Source organism: Palleronia pelagia (assembly GCF_900110115.1).
Lineage (GTDB): Bacteria > Pseudomonadota > Alphaproteobacteria > Rhodobacterales > Rhodobacteraceae > Palleronia > Palleronia pelagia.
The window spans coordinates 428,123-441,352 of sequence record NZ_FOCM01000002.1 but is presented as its reverse complement, the minus strand read 5'-3'; the positions used below and the strand labels follow the sequence as shown (position 1 = coordinate 441,352).

The window sequence follows — 13,230 nt, the reverse complement described above, 5'->3', positions numbered from 1 at the left end:
CCGCTCTAGCCGGCGTCGGGCACGTTCAACCCGCGCTGCACCGCGGGGCGCGCCATGAAGCGGTCGAAATAGGCGTTCACGCGCGGGTAGTCGGTCCAGCCGACCATGTCCTTCGCGCCGTAGAACTCCAGCGCGCCCAGCCACGGCGCGATGGCCATGTCGGCGATGGAATACTCGCCCGCCACCCACTCGTAGCCCTCGAGCTTGGTCTCGAGCACCGACAGAAGGCGCTTGGCCTCGTTGATGTAGCGCTCGCGCGGGCGGGGATCCTCGATGTCCTTGCCGCCCAGCTTCACGAAGAAGCCCAGCTGCCCGAACATCGGCCCGAGACCGCCCATCTGCCATTGCAGCCAGGTGATCGCCTCCCAGCGCTGGGTGCCGGTGCCAAGGAACTGGCCGGACTTCTCGGCCAGGTACATCAGGATGGCGCCCGACTCCCATATGCCCAGCGGTTCGCCCCCGGGTCCGTCGGGATCGATCAGCGCGGGGATCTTGTTGTTGGGGTTCAGCGACAGGAACTCGGGCGATTTCACGTCCGCGTCCTTGAGCGTGACCAGGTGCGGCTCGTAGGGCAGGCCGGTCTCTTCCAGCATGATCCCCACCTTGCGCCCGTTGGGCGTGGGATAGGAGTAAAGCTGGATCCGGTCCGGGTGGCTGGCGGGCCATTTGCTGGCGATGGAAAAGTCGGCAAGGGTGCTCATGGCGTATCCTCTGGGTTCTGCGTCTTGCAGCCACCTAGGATGCCGAAAGGTATACGACAGGCCGGGCCGCGCGCAGAAGGGCTGCGCGCATGCAGGAGAAGGATAGATCCTCCTATTTCCTAGAAATTCGCGCCGCAGCCCCGCGCCAGAGCCCTGCCGGCGATCCGCGCACTGTCGACCGAAAAGGCCGTCGTATAATAGACCGCGCCAAGTATCTTCAGCCCGGATGTGACCGATTGCTCGGCCTTGCCCATTTGCGCCAGCAGGTCCAACGGCATCTCGCCTGTCACCGATAGCTGACCGTCGCCGGCACTGTCGGTCTTTCCCGCCAGAACGAAATGTCGGTTTTCATCCACCTGCACCACCAGGTTGATGGATGCGGCGTTCATGAGCTCGGCCCGGGCAAGCCCCACCTTCTCGGGGGTCGAGAACCGCGCGATGGGCACATCGTCCGCGCTGCATTCCAAAGACAAACCAAAAGCTCCACCCTCTTTCTTCTTTGCTTGCAGGGGAGCTGTATCCATCGCTCCCTGGTGGTTGCTCAGCATCCAGTGTCCGAATGCGGGCGCCGTCAGGGCCAGCAAAACGGAGGCAAATCCGAGAAATTTCATGACGTTATCGTCCCATTACCCCAGTTCGGAGCATTCTGCTCCGAAAGGTCGGTCGATGGATCTCTCGTCCCGATCCGACCACGTCAGCGTCCCACATGAAACGACGCCTCCGTTCCGGCGTCCCGTTGCTCGCTTCTGCGAAATCGATGACGCGGATTGCGCCCTAGGGTAGCAGGAAAAGCGGAAATAGTTTGGCAGGACGCTGTCAAAATGGGAATTTATCGGTGTCCGTGGCGACGATGCGACGAAACGTGATAATTTGTCGTGTGACGCGACCCAGACCCGGACGGGGACAACGCAGTATTTCAATCTCTAGGAGATCGGCATGATCGGTGAATTCAAGGACTTCATCGCCAAGGGCAATGTCATGGACATGGCTGTGGGCATCATCATCGGCGCGGCGTTCACCGCGATCGTCAGTTCGCTGGTGGCGGACCTCATCAACCCGTTCATCGGGATCTTTACCGGTGGAATAGACTTCTCGAACATGTTCGTCGTTCTGGGCGAGGGCGAGTATGCCTCGCTTACCGCCGCGCAGGAGGCGGGCGCCGCCGTCTTCGCCTATGGCAGTTTCATCAATGCGGTCATCAATTTCCTGATCGTGGCCTTCGTGGTGTTCATGCTGGTCAAGATGGTCAACCGCGTGAAAGAGGCAGCGACCAAGCCCGACGATGTCGCGCCCGAAGTTCAGACCGGCCCCTCCGAGCTGGATATCCTGATCGAGATCCGCGATGCGCTGGCGGCCGATCGAAAGGCGTCCTGAGCACTCGGAAGACCGGCGGCGCGGGGCAGGGTGCCGCTCCGTCACCACACCTTTCCGTGGTCTTTCATTTACCGGTTACGATTTGAGGTTATCTTCGGGGCATGACCAGGCTTCAAAGATATTGCCCGCGCTACGCCGTCGAGCGTCGCACCGACGCTGCGGTGCATTATCTCGGCCTGGGCCTTGCCTTGGCGGCTGTGCCAACGCTGATCGTGCTGGCGGTGCTGCGGCGGGGCGACGCGCCCACCGTGACTGCGGTCACGGTCTACGGGCTCAGCCTGGTGGCCATGCTGGGCGCCTCGGCCATCTACAATATCACCGGACGCCATCGCTGGACCAAGGTCCTGAAACGGCTCGACCATTCCGCCATCTACCTGAAGATCGCGGGCAGTTTCACGCCGCTGGTGGCGCTGACCGGCGGGGCGGGCGTGCCTTTCCTGGCCGGGCTCTGGGGCGCCGCGCTGGGCGGCACGTCGCTGAAGATGCTGGCGCCCGACCGCATGCGATGGCTTGGCCTCGCGCTCTATCTCGGGATGGGCTGGGTCGGCATTTGGCTGGGCTGGGACGTGTTCACCGCGCTCAGCCCCGCGGGGATGTGGCTGATCGGGCTAGGCGGCTGTCTCTACACGCTGGGGGTCATCTTCTTCCTGTGGGAACGGCTGCCTTATCACACGACGATTTGGCACAGCTTCGTCCTGGTGGCGAGCGGCCTGATCTACGCCGCCATCACCGTCGAAGTGCTGCGCGAGCTCGAGCCCGAGCTGATCGCCGAGACGATCGCGCCGGTGCTTTTCTAGAACTCCACGCCCACCTGCGCCTTGATGCCCGACCGGAACGGGTGCTTCACCAGCTCCATCTCGGTCACGAGGTCCGCGGCCTCAATCAGGTCGGGATGCGCGTTGCGCCCCGTCAGGACCACGTGGGTCATGGGCGGCTTGTGATCGCGCAGGAACGCCAGGACGTCGGCCAAGTCGAGATATTCATAGCGCAGCGCGATGTTGATCTCGTCCAGCAGGACCATGCGGTTGGTGTCGTCCGCGATCAGTTCGCGCGCCTTGGCCCAGGCGGCCTGCGCCATCTCGGTATCGCGGGACTTGTCCTGCGTTTCCCAGGTAAAGCCCTCGCCCATGGTGTGAAACGCGCAGACATCCTGGAATTTCGACAGGATAAGGTCGCGCTCGCCCGTGGACATGCCACCCTTGATGAACTGCACCACCGCGCAGGGCATTTCGTGGGCGATGCAGCGGAAGATCATCCCGAAAGCGGCCGAGCTCTTGCCCTTGCCCTTGCCGGTATGGACGATGATCAGCCCCTTCTCGTCGGTCTTGGTGGCCATGATCTTGTCGCGCGCGGCCTTCTTCTTGGCCATCTTCTGGGCGTGGCGGTCGGGATCGTCGCTCATCGGGGGCTCCTTTCGTGACGGGGGCAACCTGACGCCCCGCGCGCGGCTGCGCAAGCGCGTTCAGGGTTTGTTAACCTTGGCGCGGCAGGCTGTGTGCCATGCGCTGGTTCGTGATCTTCCTGTCGGTCGCGGCTTGCGACAGTCCGTCGCTTGAGTTCGCGCGGGCGCCGGTGACGCGGGTGGCGGTGGGCGACATGATGTTCTCGGTCCGTGTGCGCGGCGAACGGGCCGAGGCCATCCGCACCTCGCGTCACCTTCTGCCGCGTGAAGGCACGGTGCTGCACCACGCCGAGGTGGCGATCGAGAGTGCCAGCGGGTGCCGGGTGAAGTCACTGGATGCCGATCAGGCGATCCAGAGGGCCAGGTTAAGCTGCGACGATGCCCCGGACGATCCGGCCCCGTTCAGCAGACGTGTGGTGGTGTTGAAGCGGTACTGAGCTCGGACGCCTAAGTGCGCAGATGCAGAGTGAAGGAGGGCCGCAGTGTCCGATGCCACGTCCGTCTTCTCTGGCGGAACGCACGGTCGGCAGAAGGCGCCGCGCCTCAGCGTCGAGCCCGTGTCCCAGGCAGAAACCCTCTGACCTAGAGGAACAGCCGCACGACAACGGGTGCCAGCACCGCCGTCAGCACCGCGTTCAGGCCCATCCCGATGCCCGAGAAGGTCCCGGCGACCTCGTTCACCTGGAACGCGCGCGCGGTGCCGATGCCATGGGCGGCGACCCCGACCGCGAAGCCCCGCGCCCGGTAGTCGGTGAAGCCCAGCCCGTTCAGCAACGGGGTCACGATGATCGCGCCGATGATCCCGGTCAGGATCACCAGCACCGCCGTCAGGTTGGGCAGGCCGCCCAGCTCTTCTGTGATGCCGATGGCCACGGGCGCGGTGGCGGATTTCGGGGCCAGCGACACCAGCACGTCCATGGGCAGGCCCAGCGCCCAGCCCAACGCAAGCGCCGATCCCATGGCGACGACCGACCCCACCAGCAGCGCGGCCCCCATGGGCACCAGCACCCGCGCCACCCGGCCGTGATGCGCCCAAAGCGGCAGCGCCAGCGCCACGGTCGCCGGGCCCAGCATGAAGTGGACGAATTGCGCGCCCTCGAAATAGGTGGGGTAGGACGTGCCGGTCACCATCAGCACACCCGACAGGATCAGCACCGCCACCAGCACCGGGTTCACCAGCGGGCTGCGCCCCGACGCCCGGAAGGCCCAGTCGCCGCAAAGATAGGCCATCAGCGTCGCGGTCAGCCAGACAAGCTCGCCCCGGCTGAGGTAGGACCAGATCTCGCTCATCTGCCGTCCTCGGGCGCGAAACGGCGGGCCAGCACGGCGAAGACCCATGCTCCCGCCACGATGGCAAGCGCCGTGGAGACGACCAGCACCACGAGCAGCGCGAGGCCGCTGTCCCGCACGGTGTCCAGGTTGCCGACGATGCCGGTTCCGGCCGGGACGAACAGCAGCGACAGGTGCCCCAGCAGGGTCGACGTCAGCGGCCGCATCGTGTCCTCGAGCGCGGGGCGCAGCCATAGGGCCGCTACCAGAAGAACCAGTCCGATCACCGGGCCGGGGATGGGCAGGCCGAAGCCGCGGGCGATCACCTCGCCGGCCAGTTGAAAGCTCAGCAGGATGACGATGGAGCCGATCATGCCAGTTCCTCCAACGTCGCGCGGGCCGAGTTCGACTTGGGCTGCCACAGCCCCCGCTCGGCCGCCTCGGTCAGGCGCTGCGCGATCTCCCGCAGGGCGGGCGCGTTGTGCGCCTCGATGAATTCGCGGGTCTCGTCATCCTCGATGAAGGCGGCGTGCACCAGGTCGAAATGGTGGGACTTCACGGCGCCGGTCGTCGCGGCGAAGGCGAACATGTAGTCGACCGTCGCCGCGATCTCGAACGCGCCCTTGTAGCCATGGCGCTTCACCCCGTCGATCCACTTGGGGTTCACTACGCGCGCGCGGACAACGCGCCCGATCTCGTCCTCGAGCGTGCGGATCACCGGGCGTTCGGGGCGCGAATGGTCGTTGTGATAGATCGGCCGCCTGGTGCCCTGCAGCGTTTCGACCGCCGCCGCCGCGCCGCCTTCGAACTGGTAGTAGTCGTCGCTGTCCAGCAGGTCGTGCTCGCGGTTGTCCTGGTTCTGGACGATGGCGTCCGTCTGGCCCAGCCGCGTCTCGAAGGCCTGGCGGGCGGGCTGCCCTTCGGTCCCCGCGCCGTAGGCATAGCTGCCCCATGTCAGGTAGGCTTCCGCGAGGTCGGCGGTATCGTTCCAAAGCCGCTCGTCGATCATGGCCTGCAGCCCGGCGCCGTAGGCCCCGGGCTTCGCCCCGAAGACGCGTGCGCCGTCCTCGCCCGTGCGGGCCCGCGCCGCGGCGGGGTTCATGTCGTCGGGTTCATCCAGCGCCTGCACCGCGCGCGCGGCGCTGTCGAACAGCGCGATCAGCTGCGGGAAGGCATCGCGGAAGAAGCCCGAGATGCGCAGCGTCACGTCCACACGGGGCCGGTCGAGCGTGCCGGATGGCAGGATCTCGAAGCCGGTGACGCGGCGATTGGCGCTGTCCCATTTCGGCTTCACCCCCATCAGCGCCATGGCTTGGGCGATGTCGTCGCCGCCCGTGCGCATGTTGGCGGTGCCCCAGGCGGTGATCAGCATCGCGCGCGGCCAGTCGCCGTGATCCTGCAGGTGCTTGTCGATCAGCAGGTTGGCCGACTTCCACCCCAGCGCCCAGGCCGTGGGCGTTGGCACCGCGCGGCTGTCGACCGAGAAGAAGTTGCGCCCGGTCGGCAGCGTGTCCAGCCGTCCGCGCGTGGGCGCGCCCGATGGCCCGGGCGCGATGGCGCGACCGTCAAGCCCGCGCAGAAGCGCCCCCATCTCGGACGGGCCGCACCCGCGGATCGCGGGAAGAACCGTGGCGTGCAGGTGATCCATGACCGCGGCGCTGGCGGGACCGGGGGGCTGCGCCCGCCCCTCGACCAGCCGCGCGGCCAGCGCCTCGAGCCGCTCGACCGTGTCGCCGGTGCTGCGCCATGTCCCGTCGCCCAACAGCGTGTCGGGCCGCGCCCCCGCCCATGGCGCGGCCATGTCGCAATCCAGCGGGTCGAAGGCCAGCCCGAGATCCCCGGCCAGCGCCCGGATCAGCGAGGCGTCGGCCCCCGTCCCGTCGCCGCGCGGCACCCGCACCAGCGCGATGGCCAGGTCCCGCTCCAGACGCCCCCCGGGCGCGGTGCCGAAAACGTGCAGCCCGTCGCGGATCTGCGCCTCTTTCAATTCGCACAGGTAGGCGTCGAGCTTGGCCAGGTCGCCCTCGGCCTCGCCTGCGAAGCCCACGTCGCGGTCCAAGCCGGTGCTTTGGGCCAGCGACAGGATCTCGCCCCGCAGGTGGGTGATCCGTCGCGGGTCGACCCCGGCCGCCTCGTAGTACTCGTCCACCAGCGCCTCGAGATCGCGCAGCGGCCCGTAGCTTTCGGCGCGGGTCAGCGGCGGTGTGAGGTGATCGACAATGACGGCCTGCGCGCGCCGCTTGGCCTGGGTGCCTTCGCCCGGGTCGTTGACGATGAACGGGTAGAGATGGGGCAGGGGGCCGAGAACCGCCTCGGGCAGGCACTCGGCCGACAGGGCCAGCGCCTTGCCGGGTAGCCATTCCAGGTTGCCGTGCTTGCCCATGTGAACGATGGCCTGCGCGCCGTGGACGTGTCGCAGCCAGATGTAGAAGGCCAGGTAGTTGTGCGGCGGGACAAGGTCCGGCGAATGATAGGTGTCGGTCGGGTCGATGTTGTAGCCGCGGGCGGGCTGGATGCCCACGACCGCGTTGCCGAACCTGAGGATCGACAGGCGGATGCCGCCCGCGCCCGCGAACGGGTCGTCCTCGGGCGTGCCCCAGCGGTCCTCGATGGCCTGGCGCACCGACAGGGGCAGCGCATCGTAATGCCGGCGGTAGGTGTCGAGGGGCAGGACCTCGCCCCCGCGCCGGTCCGCACGGTCGGTCAGCCAGTTGGTCGGCCCCGCCATCACCCGTGCCATCAGCGCGTCGCTGTCGGCGGGGATATCGCCCACGCCATAGCCCGCCGCCGCCAGCGCCCGCAGCGCGCCCACCGTGGCGGCGGGCGTGTCGAGCCCCACGCCGTTGGCCAGCCGCCCGTCCTTGTTGGGGTAATTGGCCAGCACCATCGCCACCTTGCGCCCGGCCGCCGGGGTCGTGCGCAGCCGTGCCCAGTTCGCGGCCAGTTCGGCGACGAAGCCGATCCGGTCCCCGTGCGGGCGGTAGGTGGTGATGTTGCACTGGGTCGCCTCGTCGAAGAAGGCGGTGTCCTTGAAGCTGATCGCGCGCGACAGGATGCGCCCGTCGACCTCGGGCAGGGCCACGTTCATGGCGATATCGCGGGCCGACAGGCCGCTCAGCCCCTCGGACCATTGATCCTCGGTCGAGGAGGCGAGAACGCATTGGAACACGGGCGCTTCGTTCGCCCAAGGGGCAGCCAGCGGATTGTCGGCCCCTTCTCCGGCGTGGGGGCTGCCCACGGCGAAGCTGGTGGTGTTGAGAATCACCGACGGTGGCGCGGCGCGGAACAGGTGCTCGAGCGTTGCAGTCGAAACGGGGTCCTTCAGGGACGCGACGAAGACCGGCATGGGGTTCAGCCCGGCGCGCAGCAGCGCCTTGACCATGCGGTTGATCGGTTGCAGCCCCGCACCTTGCACCAGCGCGCGGTAGAAGATCACCGGGACCACCGGCGCGTCCGGTGTCCACGCGGCGCGCAGGTCGTCGAGCGTCGGCGCAGGCGTCCCGGGCCAATAAAGCCCGGCCCGCAGCAGGGGGCGCGCGGAAGGCGGACGCTCGGCCCCGTCGAGCATGGCGGCGGCGTGGGTCAGCAGCGTCTTTGCGTTCTCGACCCCGCCCTCGACGAAGCACGACCAGAGCGCGTCGTAATCGGCCCCCGACACGGTCGAGAGCGCCCGCAACTCGGCATCGGGCTTGTCGTCGCCGGGCAGCAGCACCAGGGGCACACCCGCCCGTGACAGACGATCCGAGAACTGCGCGACACCGTATTTCCAGTGTCCCACCCCGCCCAGCAGCCGCACGATCACCATGCGGCATTGGCGGGCGCAGTTTTCCAGGTGCAGGTCCACCGACATGGGGTGGCGCAGGTAGGTCAGGTTGGTCAGGCGCAGGCCGGGCGCATCGTCCATCTCGGCGCGTGCCATCGACAGGGCGGCAAGGTCGGTATCGGCGGCCGACAGGATCAGCAGGTCGGCGGGCGTCTGACCGGGATCTACGGGCTCGGTCCCATCGTCGATGGTGCCCGGGGTGGCGGCGAGAAGGTGCATGGCGCGTCAGGGCTCCAGCGGTTTTTCCATGAAGATGCTGGCCGAAATGTCGGACCCGTCCTGCCCGTAGGCGCCGAACGGGCCGCACATCGTGAAGCCGAGCGAACGGTAAAGTGCCACGGCGGCGTCCAGCCCGGTCCCTGTTTCCAGCCGCAGATGCGTGTGCGCGCGGTCGCGCGACAGGTCCTCGGCGGCGCGCATCAGGGCGCGGGCCACGCCCCGGCGACGGCCCGCGTCGGTCACGAACAGCGATTTCACCTCGCCATAGTCGCCCATGTCGGCCAGCGCCACCACGCCCAGGGCCGCGTCGCCGTCGCGGGCCCGCCACAGCGTGACGTGGGGCGCGGCAAGCGCGTCGTGGGATAGGAAGTGGTTCTGTTCGGGCGAGAAGAGCTTTCGCATCATCGCCTGGCTCGCATCGAGCAGGGCCGCCGCGTCGGGCTGACGCGGATGCGATTTTTCAATCGTCAACATGGATCCGCGCTCCAGTTCCTAGGGCAAAGGAGACACGATCATGACCGACGAGAACGGAAAACGCACCGACCGCCCCGCCCACGAGGACAAGGCGAAAGGCAAGACCAAGTTCGACAAGCCGCCCACGGGGGACGAGGCCATCGCCATCGACGAGGAATGGCCGAAGAACGTCCGCGGGCCCGAGGGCCACGCGAAGAAGTCCGACGACTAGGGTCACGCCGCCTGCAGCGCCGCCGTGATGGCGGCGCGGTCAAGCCCGGCCTGGCCGATGACCACCAGCCGCGTTTCGCGGGTGGTGGCGCGCTGGTCGTAATAGCTGTCGACGCGCGGGCCAACGGCCTGGATCGTCAGACGCATGGGTTTGCCGGTGACGGTGGCGAAGCCCTTCAGCCGCAGGATGTCGTGGGCGCGGATCGTGTCGGCGACCTTTTCCGAGAACGCCGCCGGGTCCGAGATCTCGCCCAGCTCGACCGTGAACGACTCGAACTCGTCGTGGTCATGGTCGTGATGGTAGTGGTGATCGTGATCGTCGTGGTCGTCGTCATCGTGATGATGATGGTGGTGATGCGCGGCGCGGGCGTCGACGCTGGCTTCGGCGGCGGCGTTCTGGCCCAGCAGCACGGCCGAGGGCAGCACGCCCATCGACGTGGTGACGACCTGCACGCCGGCCCGTGCCTCGGCCCGCAGGCGATCGGCCAGGCCCTTGGCCTCGATCGGCTCAAGCAGGTCGGTCTTGTTGACCACGATCATGTCGGCGCAGGCGATCTGGTCCTCGAACAGCTCGGACAGCGGCGTTTCGTGGTCGAGGTTGTCATCGGCGGCGCGCTGGGCGTCCACGGCCGACACGTCATGGGCGAAACGCCCCTCGGCCACGGCCTTGCCGTCGACCAGCGTCACGACCCCGTCGACGGTGACGCGGGTCGAGATCTCGGGCCAGTTGAACGCCTGCACCAGCGGTTGGGGCAGGGCGAGGCCGCTGGTCTCGATCACGATGTGATCGGGCGGCAGGTCGCGGGCCAGCAGCTTTTCCAGCGTCGGTACGAAATCCTCGGCGACGGTGCAGCAGATGCAGCCGTTTGACAGCTCCATCACGTCGTCGTCGCTGCAATTCTCGATCCCGCACCCCTTGAGGATGCCGCCATCCACGCCGAGATCGCCGAACTCGTTGATGATGAGCGCGATTCGGCGGCCTTCGGCGTTCTGCATCAGGTGGCGGATCAGCGTGGTCTTACCCGCGCCGAGAAAGCCGGTGACGATGGTGGCGGGAATCTTTGCGGGCATTTGAACGGCCTTGCTGAACGGGAAAATCGCGCGTCCCGCTACGGGACGCGCGCGTGGTCTTCAAGGGGCGATCAGCCCCAGCCGAGCGCAGTGAGGGTCGCGCCCTCGACCGTCTCGAGCGTCAGGAACAGCCCCATGCCGGCGACCAGGGCGCCCGCCAGGCGCGGCTGCATCGCGGCGGCGCTGTCGGCCACGCGCAGGGCGAGCGCGCCGGCGGCCAGCGCGATCAGGTACTGCACCGCGACCAGGCCCAGCAGGTAGCCCGGCAGCACGACCATGGCCGCGCCCGCCTCGGCCGAGGCCATCGCGCCGCCGAAGGCAGCACCGTGAAACAGGCCGAAGCCCGCGAACAGCGCCAGCGCGGCCCCGTGCGATACCTTGCGGCCCGACAGAGCCACCGCACCCAGCGCCAGCAGCGACACGGCGATGACCGCTTCGGCCAGCGGCAGCGCGACGCCCGCGACGGTGAACAGCACGCCGGCGGCCATGGCGCCCAGGTAGGCCAGCGGCGCGGTGCGCAGGTGGCCGGTGAACGCGGCGACGAGGCCCACGGCCACGACGAAGAACAGGTGGTCGAAGCCCAGCACGGGGTGTCCCACGCCCGAAAGCAGCCCGTGGGCGAAGGTCGTCATCTCCATCCCGGCCAGCGGGTGGTGGGCCAGCGCGGGCGTGGCGGCGAGGGCCAGGGCCCCGGTCGAAATCAGTTTTTTCATGTCGTTGTCCCCTTTCGGATCCCAGTTTTGAAAGGGGGGTCTGGCAACAAGGGGGCGCGGGCGGTGTCGTCGCGTCCTTCCCCATCCCCGGAACACCCCGTCCGTTCAGCAGGCCGGGTGCCGAGGCGCCCGGTGCATGGCTGGTCTCCTGGCTTGCGGGTCGTCGCTTGCGCCGGCCTTCCCGGGTCCGTGCGGACCCAGTGGCGTGATCGGCGCGCGCTCGCCGCGTACAGTCGCGGGGGCGGCTGCGGTCTGACGGGGCCCGGTATGGGTCCCCCGTGTCCGCATTCCCATTTCAGCCCCCTTGCCGCGGCTTCTGACGCGGCCCGACGGGGCACCATGCTGCGACAGTGTTGCGCAGGGCGGCGGGCCCGCGTCAAGCGGCATTCGAGCCGCGACGCGGTCGGTGACAAATTTCCCTAATGCCGGAACGCGGCAGGCCTAGGACGCGGCGGAACCGCCCACCGTCAGCCCGCCGATCATCAGCGTTGGCTGGCCCACGCCCACGGGCACCCACTGGCCCGCCTTGCCGCAGTTCCCGATCCCCGGGTCCAGCGCCATGTCGTTGCCCACCGCGCGGATCTTCTGCAGGGCGGTCGCCCCGTCGCCGATCAGCGTCGCGCCCTTCACCGGCGCGCCGACCTTGCCGTTCTTCACGCGGTAGGCCTCGGTGCAGGAAAACACGAACTTGCCGTTGGTGATGTCCACCTGCCCCCCGCCGAAGCCGACGGCGTAGATCCCGTCCTTCAGGTCCGCCAGGATCGCGGCCGGATCGGCGTCGCCGCCCAGCATGTAGGTGTTGGTCATCCGGGGCATGGGCGGGTGCGCATAGCTTTCGCGCCGTCCGTTGCCGGTGGGCGCCACGCCCATCAGGCGCGCGTTCTGCCGGTCCTGCATGTAGCCCACGAGGACGCCGTCCTCGATCAGGACGTTCTTGCCCGAGGGCGTGCCCTCGTCGTCGATGGTGATCGAGCCGCGCCGGTCGGGAATCGTCCCGTCATCCAGCACCGTGATGCCGGGCGCCGCGATGCGCTGCCCCATTAGCCCGGCGAAGGCCGAGGATTTCTTGCGGTTGAAGTCGCCCTCCAGCCCGTGACCGATGGCCTCGTGCAGCAGGATGCCGGGCCAGCCGGGCCCGAGGACCACGTCCATGACGCCGGCGGGGGCCGGTTCGGCACGCAGGTTGACCAGCGCGATGCGCAGCGCCTCGCGCGTCAGGCCCTGCCAGTGCTCGGGCGCCATCAGGCCTTCGAGCCCGGTGCGGCCGCCGCCGCCCATGCCGCCCGACTCGCGACGCCCGTCTTCCTCGACGATGACCGACACGTTCAGCCGGGCCATGGGGCGCACGTCGCGCAGCGGGATGCCCTCGACGCGCAGGATCTCGACCTCCTGCAACGACGCGGCGAGGGTCGCTGTCACCTGCACCACGCGCGGGTCCAGCCCCCGCGCGAAGGCGTCGATCTCGCGCAATAGGTCCAGCTTGACAGAGAACTCGGCCCCCGCGACCGGGTCGGCATCGGTATAGAGCTTCCGGTTCGTCTGCGCGGGCGCATCGGCCGCCACGCCGCCGCCGTCGCCCACCGCCAGGCGCGCCGTTTCCACCGCCCGCAGCAAGGCCCGTTCGCTCAACTCGGTCGAGTGGGCGTAGCCCGCGGTCTCGCCCCGCACGGCCCGCAATCCGAAGCCTTCCGAGGCGTCGTAGCTGGCGTTGCGCACCCGCCCGTCGTCGAAGCTGAGAACCTCGGAACGCTTGCGCTCGAAGAACAGCTCGCCGTCGTCGGCGCCGTCCAGCGCGGTGCGCAGGTGGCGGCGCGCGGCGTCTTCGTCGATTCGGTCGCCGAGCGGGCGAAAGGGTGCGTCGGTCACGGAGGGGCTCCTTCTGCGGGAAAATGCACGGGATCCGCGTCATTATTGGCGATCGGGTGACGGGATGCCGCAAGCCTGCGGCTTGTTCCCTGAGCGGTAATATGGTTT

At 68.2% G+C, this 13,230-nt stretch carries 14 protein-coding genes and 1 riboswitch; of the genes, 4 read left to right on the top strand and 10 right to left on the bottom strand.

Annotation, left to right across the window (positions count from 1 at the left end; translation table 11 throughout):
- Positions 1 to 5: 5 nt before the first annotated feature.
- Positions 6 to 701: a glutathione S-transferase family protein gene (locus BMX96_RS06350; protein WP_091844738.1), complete on the bottom strand. Its 696-nt coding sequence runs from the start codon at positions 699 to 701 to the stop codon at positions 6 to 8.
- A 119-nt stretch (positions 702 to 820) separates the two neighbouring features.
- The gene (locus tag BMX96_RS06345) at positions 821 to 1,312 is read right to left on the bottom strand and encodes a hypothetical protein (protein ID WP_139209999.1); all 492 of its coding nucleotides are present in this window, start codon (positions 1,310 to 1,312) and stop codon (positions 821 to 823) included.
- Between the two features lie 325 nt (positions 1,313 to 1,637).
- On the opposite strand from BMX96_RS06345, the gene mscL reads away from it, so the two are divergent.
- Both mscL and trhA read left to right on the top strand, forming a co-directional pair.
- Positions 1,638 to 2,075: a large conductance mechanosensitive channel protein MscL gene (gene mscL / locus BMX96_RS06340; protein WP_091844736.1), complete on the top strand. Its 438-nt coding sequence runs from the start codon at positions 1,638 to 1,640 to the stop codon at positions 2,073 to 2,075.
- A gap of 101 nt (positions 2,076 to 2,176) precedes the next feature.
- Complete coding sequence (gene trhA, locus BMX96_RS06335) at positions 2,177 to 2,872, top strand: PAQR family membrane homeostasis protein TrhA (protein WP_091844735.1); 696 nt, start codon at positions 2,177 to 2,179, stop codon at positions 2,870 to 2,872.
- Here trhA and cobO read toward each other — a convergent pair.
- Positions 2,869 to 3,477, bottom strand: a complete 609-nt coding sequence (gene cobO / locus BMX96_RS06330) for a cob(I)yrinic acid a,c-diamide adenosyltransferase (RefSeq protein ID WP_091844734.1) — start codon at positions 3,475 to 3,477, stop codon at positions 2,869 to 2,871. The two genes, trhA and cobO, sit on opposite strands and share 4 nt — an antisense overlap.
- Positions 3,478 to 3,575: 98 nt before the next feature.
- Here cobO and BMX96_RS06325 point away from each other — a divergent pair, with 98 nt between their 5' ends.
- Positions 3,576 to 3,914, top strand: coding sequence for a hypothetical protein (locus BMX96_RS06325; protein ID WP_091844733.1), 339 nt, complete (start codon positions 3,576 to 3,578; stop codon positions 3,912 to 3,914).
- Positions 3,915 to 4,059: 145 nt separating this feature from the next.
- On the opposite strand, the gene BMX96_RS19265 is transcribed toward BMX96_RS06325, so the two are convergent.
- From BMX96_RS19265 to BMX96_RS06310, 4 genes are read right to left on the bottom strand one after another with little or no spacing between them, the layout of a single operon-like run.
- The gene (locus BMX96_RS19265) at positions 4,060 to 4,767 is read right to left on the bottom strand and encodes an LrgB family protein (protein WP_139209997.1); all 708 of its coding nucleotides are present in this window, start codon (positions 4,765 to 4,767) and stop codon (positions 4,060 to 4,062) included.
- The gene (locus BMX96_RS19260; RefSeq protein ID WP_139209996.1) at positions 4,764 to 5,120 is read right to left on the bottom strand and encodes a CidA/LrgA family protein; all 357 of its coding nucleotides are present in this window, start codon (positions 5,118 to 5,120) and stop codon (positions 4,764 to 4,766) included. The genes BMX96_RS19265 and BMX96_RS19260 overlap by 4 nt, the downstream gene beginning before the upstream one ends.
- Entirely contained in the window at positions 5,117 to 8,788 is a 3,672-nt protein-coding gene (gene cobN, locus BMX96_RS06315; protein ID WP_091844732.1) for a cobaltochelatase subunit CobN, read from the bottom strand. The genes BMX96_RS19260 and cobN overlap by 4 nt, the downstream gene beginning before the upstream one ends.
- A gap of 6 nt (positions 8,789 to 8,794) precedes the next feature.
- A complete protein-coding gene (locus tag BMX96_RS06310) occupies positions 8,795 to 9,262 on the bottom strand; it encodes a GNAT family N-acetyltransferase (RefSeq protein WP_091844731.1) in 468 nt (155 codons plus the stop codon).
- 40 nt (positions 9,263 to 9,302) lie between these two features.
- Between BMX96_RS06310 and BMX96_RS19595 the strand changes: the two genes are divergently transcribed.
- Complete coding sequence (locus tag BMX96_RS19595; RefSeq protein WP_175481670.1) at positions 9,303 to 9,473, top strand: hypothetical protein; 171 nt, start codon at positions 9,303 to 9,305, stop codon at positions 9,471 to 9,473.
- A gap of 2 nt (positions 9,474 to 9,475) precedes the next feature.
- Here BMX96_RS19595 and cobW read toward each other — a convergent pair whose 3' ends face one another.
- From cobW to tldD, 3 genes are all read right to left on the bottom strand, one after another.
- The gene (cobW, locus tag BMX96_RS06305; RefSeq protein WP_091844730.1) at positions 9,476 to 10,543 is read right to left on the bottom strand and encodes a cobalamin biosynthesis protein CobW; all 1,068 of its coding nucleotides are present in this window, start codon (positions 10,541 to 10,543) and stop codon (positions 9,476 to 9,478) included.
- A gap of 71 nt (positions 10,544 to 10,614) precedes the next feature.
- Positions 10,615 to 11,256, bottom strand: coding sequence for a HupE/UreJ family protein (locus BMX96_RS06300; protein ID WP_091844729.1), 642 nt, complete (start codon positions 11,254 to 11,256; stop codon positions 10,615 to 10,617).
- A 121-nt stretch (positions 11,257 to 11,377) separates the two neighbouring features.
- Positions 11,378 to 11,613: riboswitch (cobalamin riboswitch) on the bottom strand.
- 84 nt (positions 11,614 to 11,697) lie between these two features.
- A complete protein-coding gene (gene tldD, locus BMX96_RS06295; protein WP_091844728.1) occupies positions 11,698 to 13,122 on the bottom strand; it encodes a metalloprotease TldD in 1,425 nt (474 codons plus the stop codon).
- Positions 13,123 to 13,230: the final 108 nt, after the last annotated feature.

What these genes read in the sequence shown, in the direction of transcription:
- BMX96_RS06310 (WP_091844731.1), bottom strand. Translation starts at nt 9,262, where the DNA reads ATGTTGACGATTGAAAAATCGCATCCGCGTCAGCCCGACGCGGCGGCC.
- BMX96_RS06350 (WP_091844738.1), bottom strand. Translation starts at nt 701, where the DNA reads ATGAGCACCCTTGCCGACTTTTCCATCGCCAGCAAATGGCCCGCCAGC.
- BMX96_RS19265 (WP_139209997.1), bottom strand. Translation starts at nt 4,767, where the DNA reads ATGAGCGAGATCTGGTCCTACCTCAGCCGGGGCGAGCTTGTCTGGCTG.
- BMX96_RS06325 (WP_091844733.1), top strand. Translation starts at nt 3,576, where the DNA reads ATGCGCTGGTTCGTGATCTTCCTGTCGGTCGCGGCTTGCGACAGTCCG.
- BMX96_RS19595 (WP_175481670.1), top strand. Translation starts at nt 9,303, where the DNA reads ATGACCGACGAGAACGGAAAACGCACCGACCGCCCCGCCCACGAGGAC.
- BMX96_RS06345 (WP_139209999.1), bottom strand. Translation starts at nt 1,312, where the DNA reads ATGAAATTTCTCGGATTTGCCTCCGTTTTGCTGGCCCTGACGGCGCCC.
- cobO (WP_091844734.1), bottom strand. Translation starts at nt 3,477, where the DNA reads ATGAGCGACGATCCCGACCGCCACGCCCAGAAGATGGCCAAGAAGAAG.
- cobW (WP_091844730.1), bottom strand. Translation starts at nt 10,543, where the DNA reads ATGCCCGCAAAGATTCCCGCCACCATCGTCACCGGCTTTCTCGGCGCG.
- BMX96_RS19260 (WP_139209996.1), bottom strand. Translation starts at nt 5,120, where the DNA reads ATGATCGGCTCCATCGTCATCCTGCTGAGCTTTCAACTGGCCGGCGAG.
- BMX96_RS06300 (WP_091844729.1), bottom strand. Translation starts at nt 11,256, where the DNA reads ATGAAAAAACTGATTTCGACCGGGGCCCTGGCCCTCGCCGCCACGCCC.
- mscL (WP_091844736.1), top strand. Translation starts at nt 1,638, where the DNA reads ATGATCGGTGAATTCAAGGACTTCATCGCCAAGGGCAATGTCATGGAC.
- cobN (WP_091844732.1), bottom strand. Translation starts at nt 8,788, where the DNA reads ATGCACCTTCTCGCCGCCACCCCGGGCACCATCGACGATGGGACCGAG.
- trhA (WP_091844735.1), top strand. Translation starts at nt 2,177, where the DNA reads ATGACCAGGCTTCAAAGATATTGCCCGCGCTACGCCGTCGAGCGTCGC.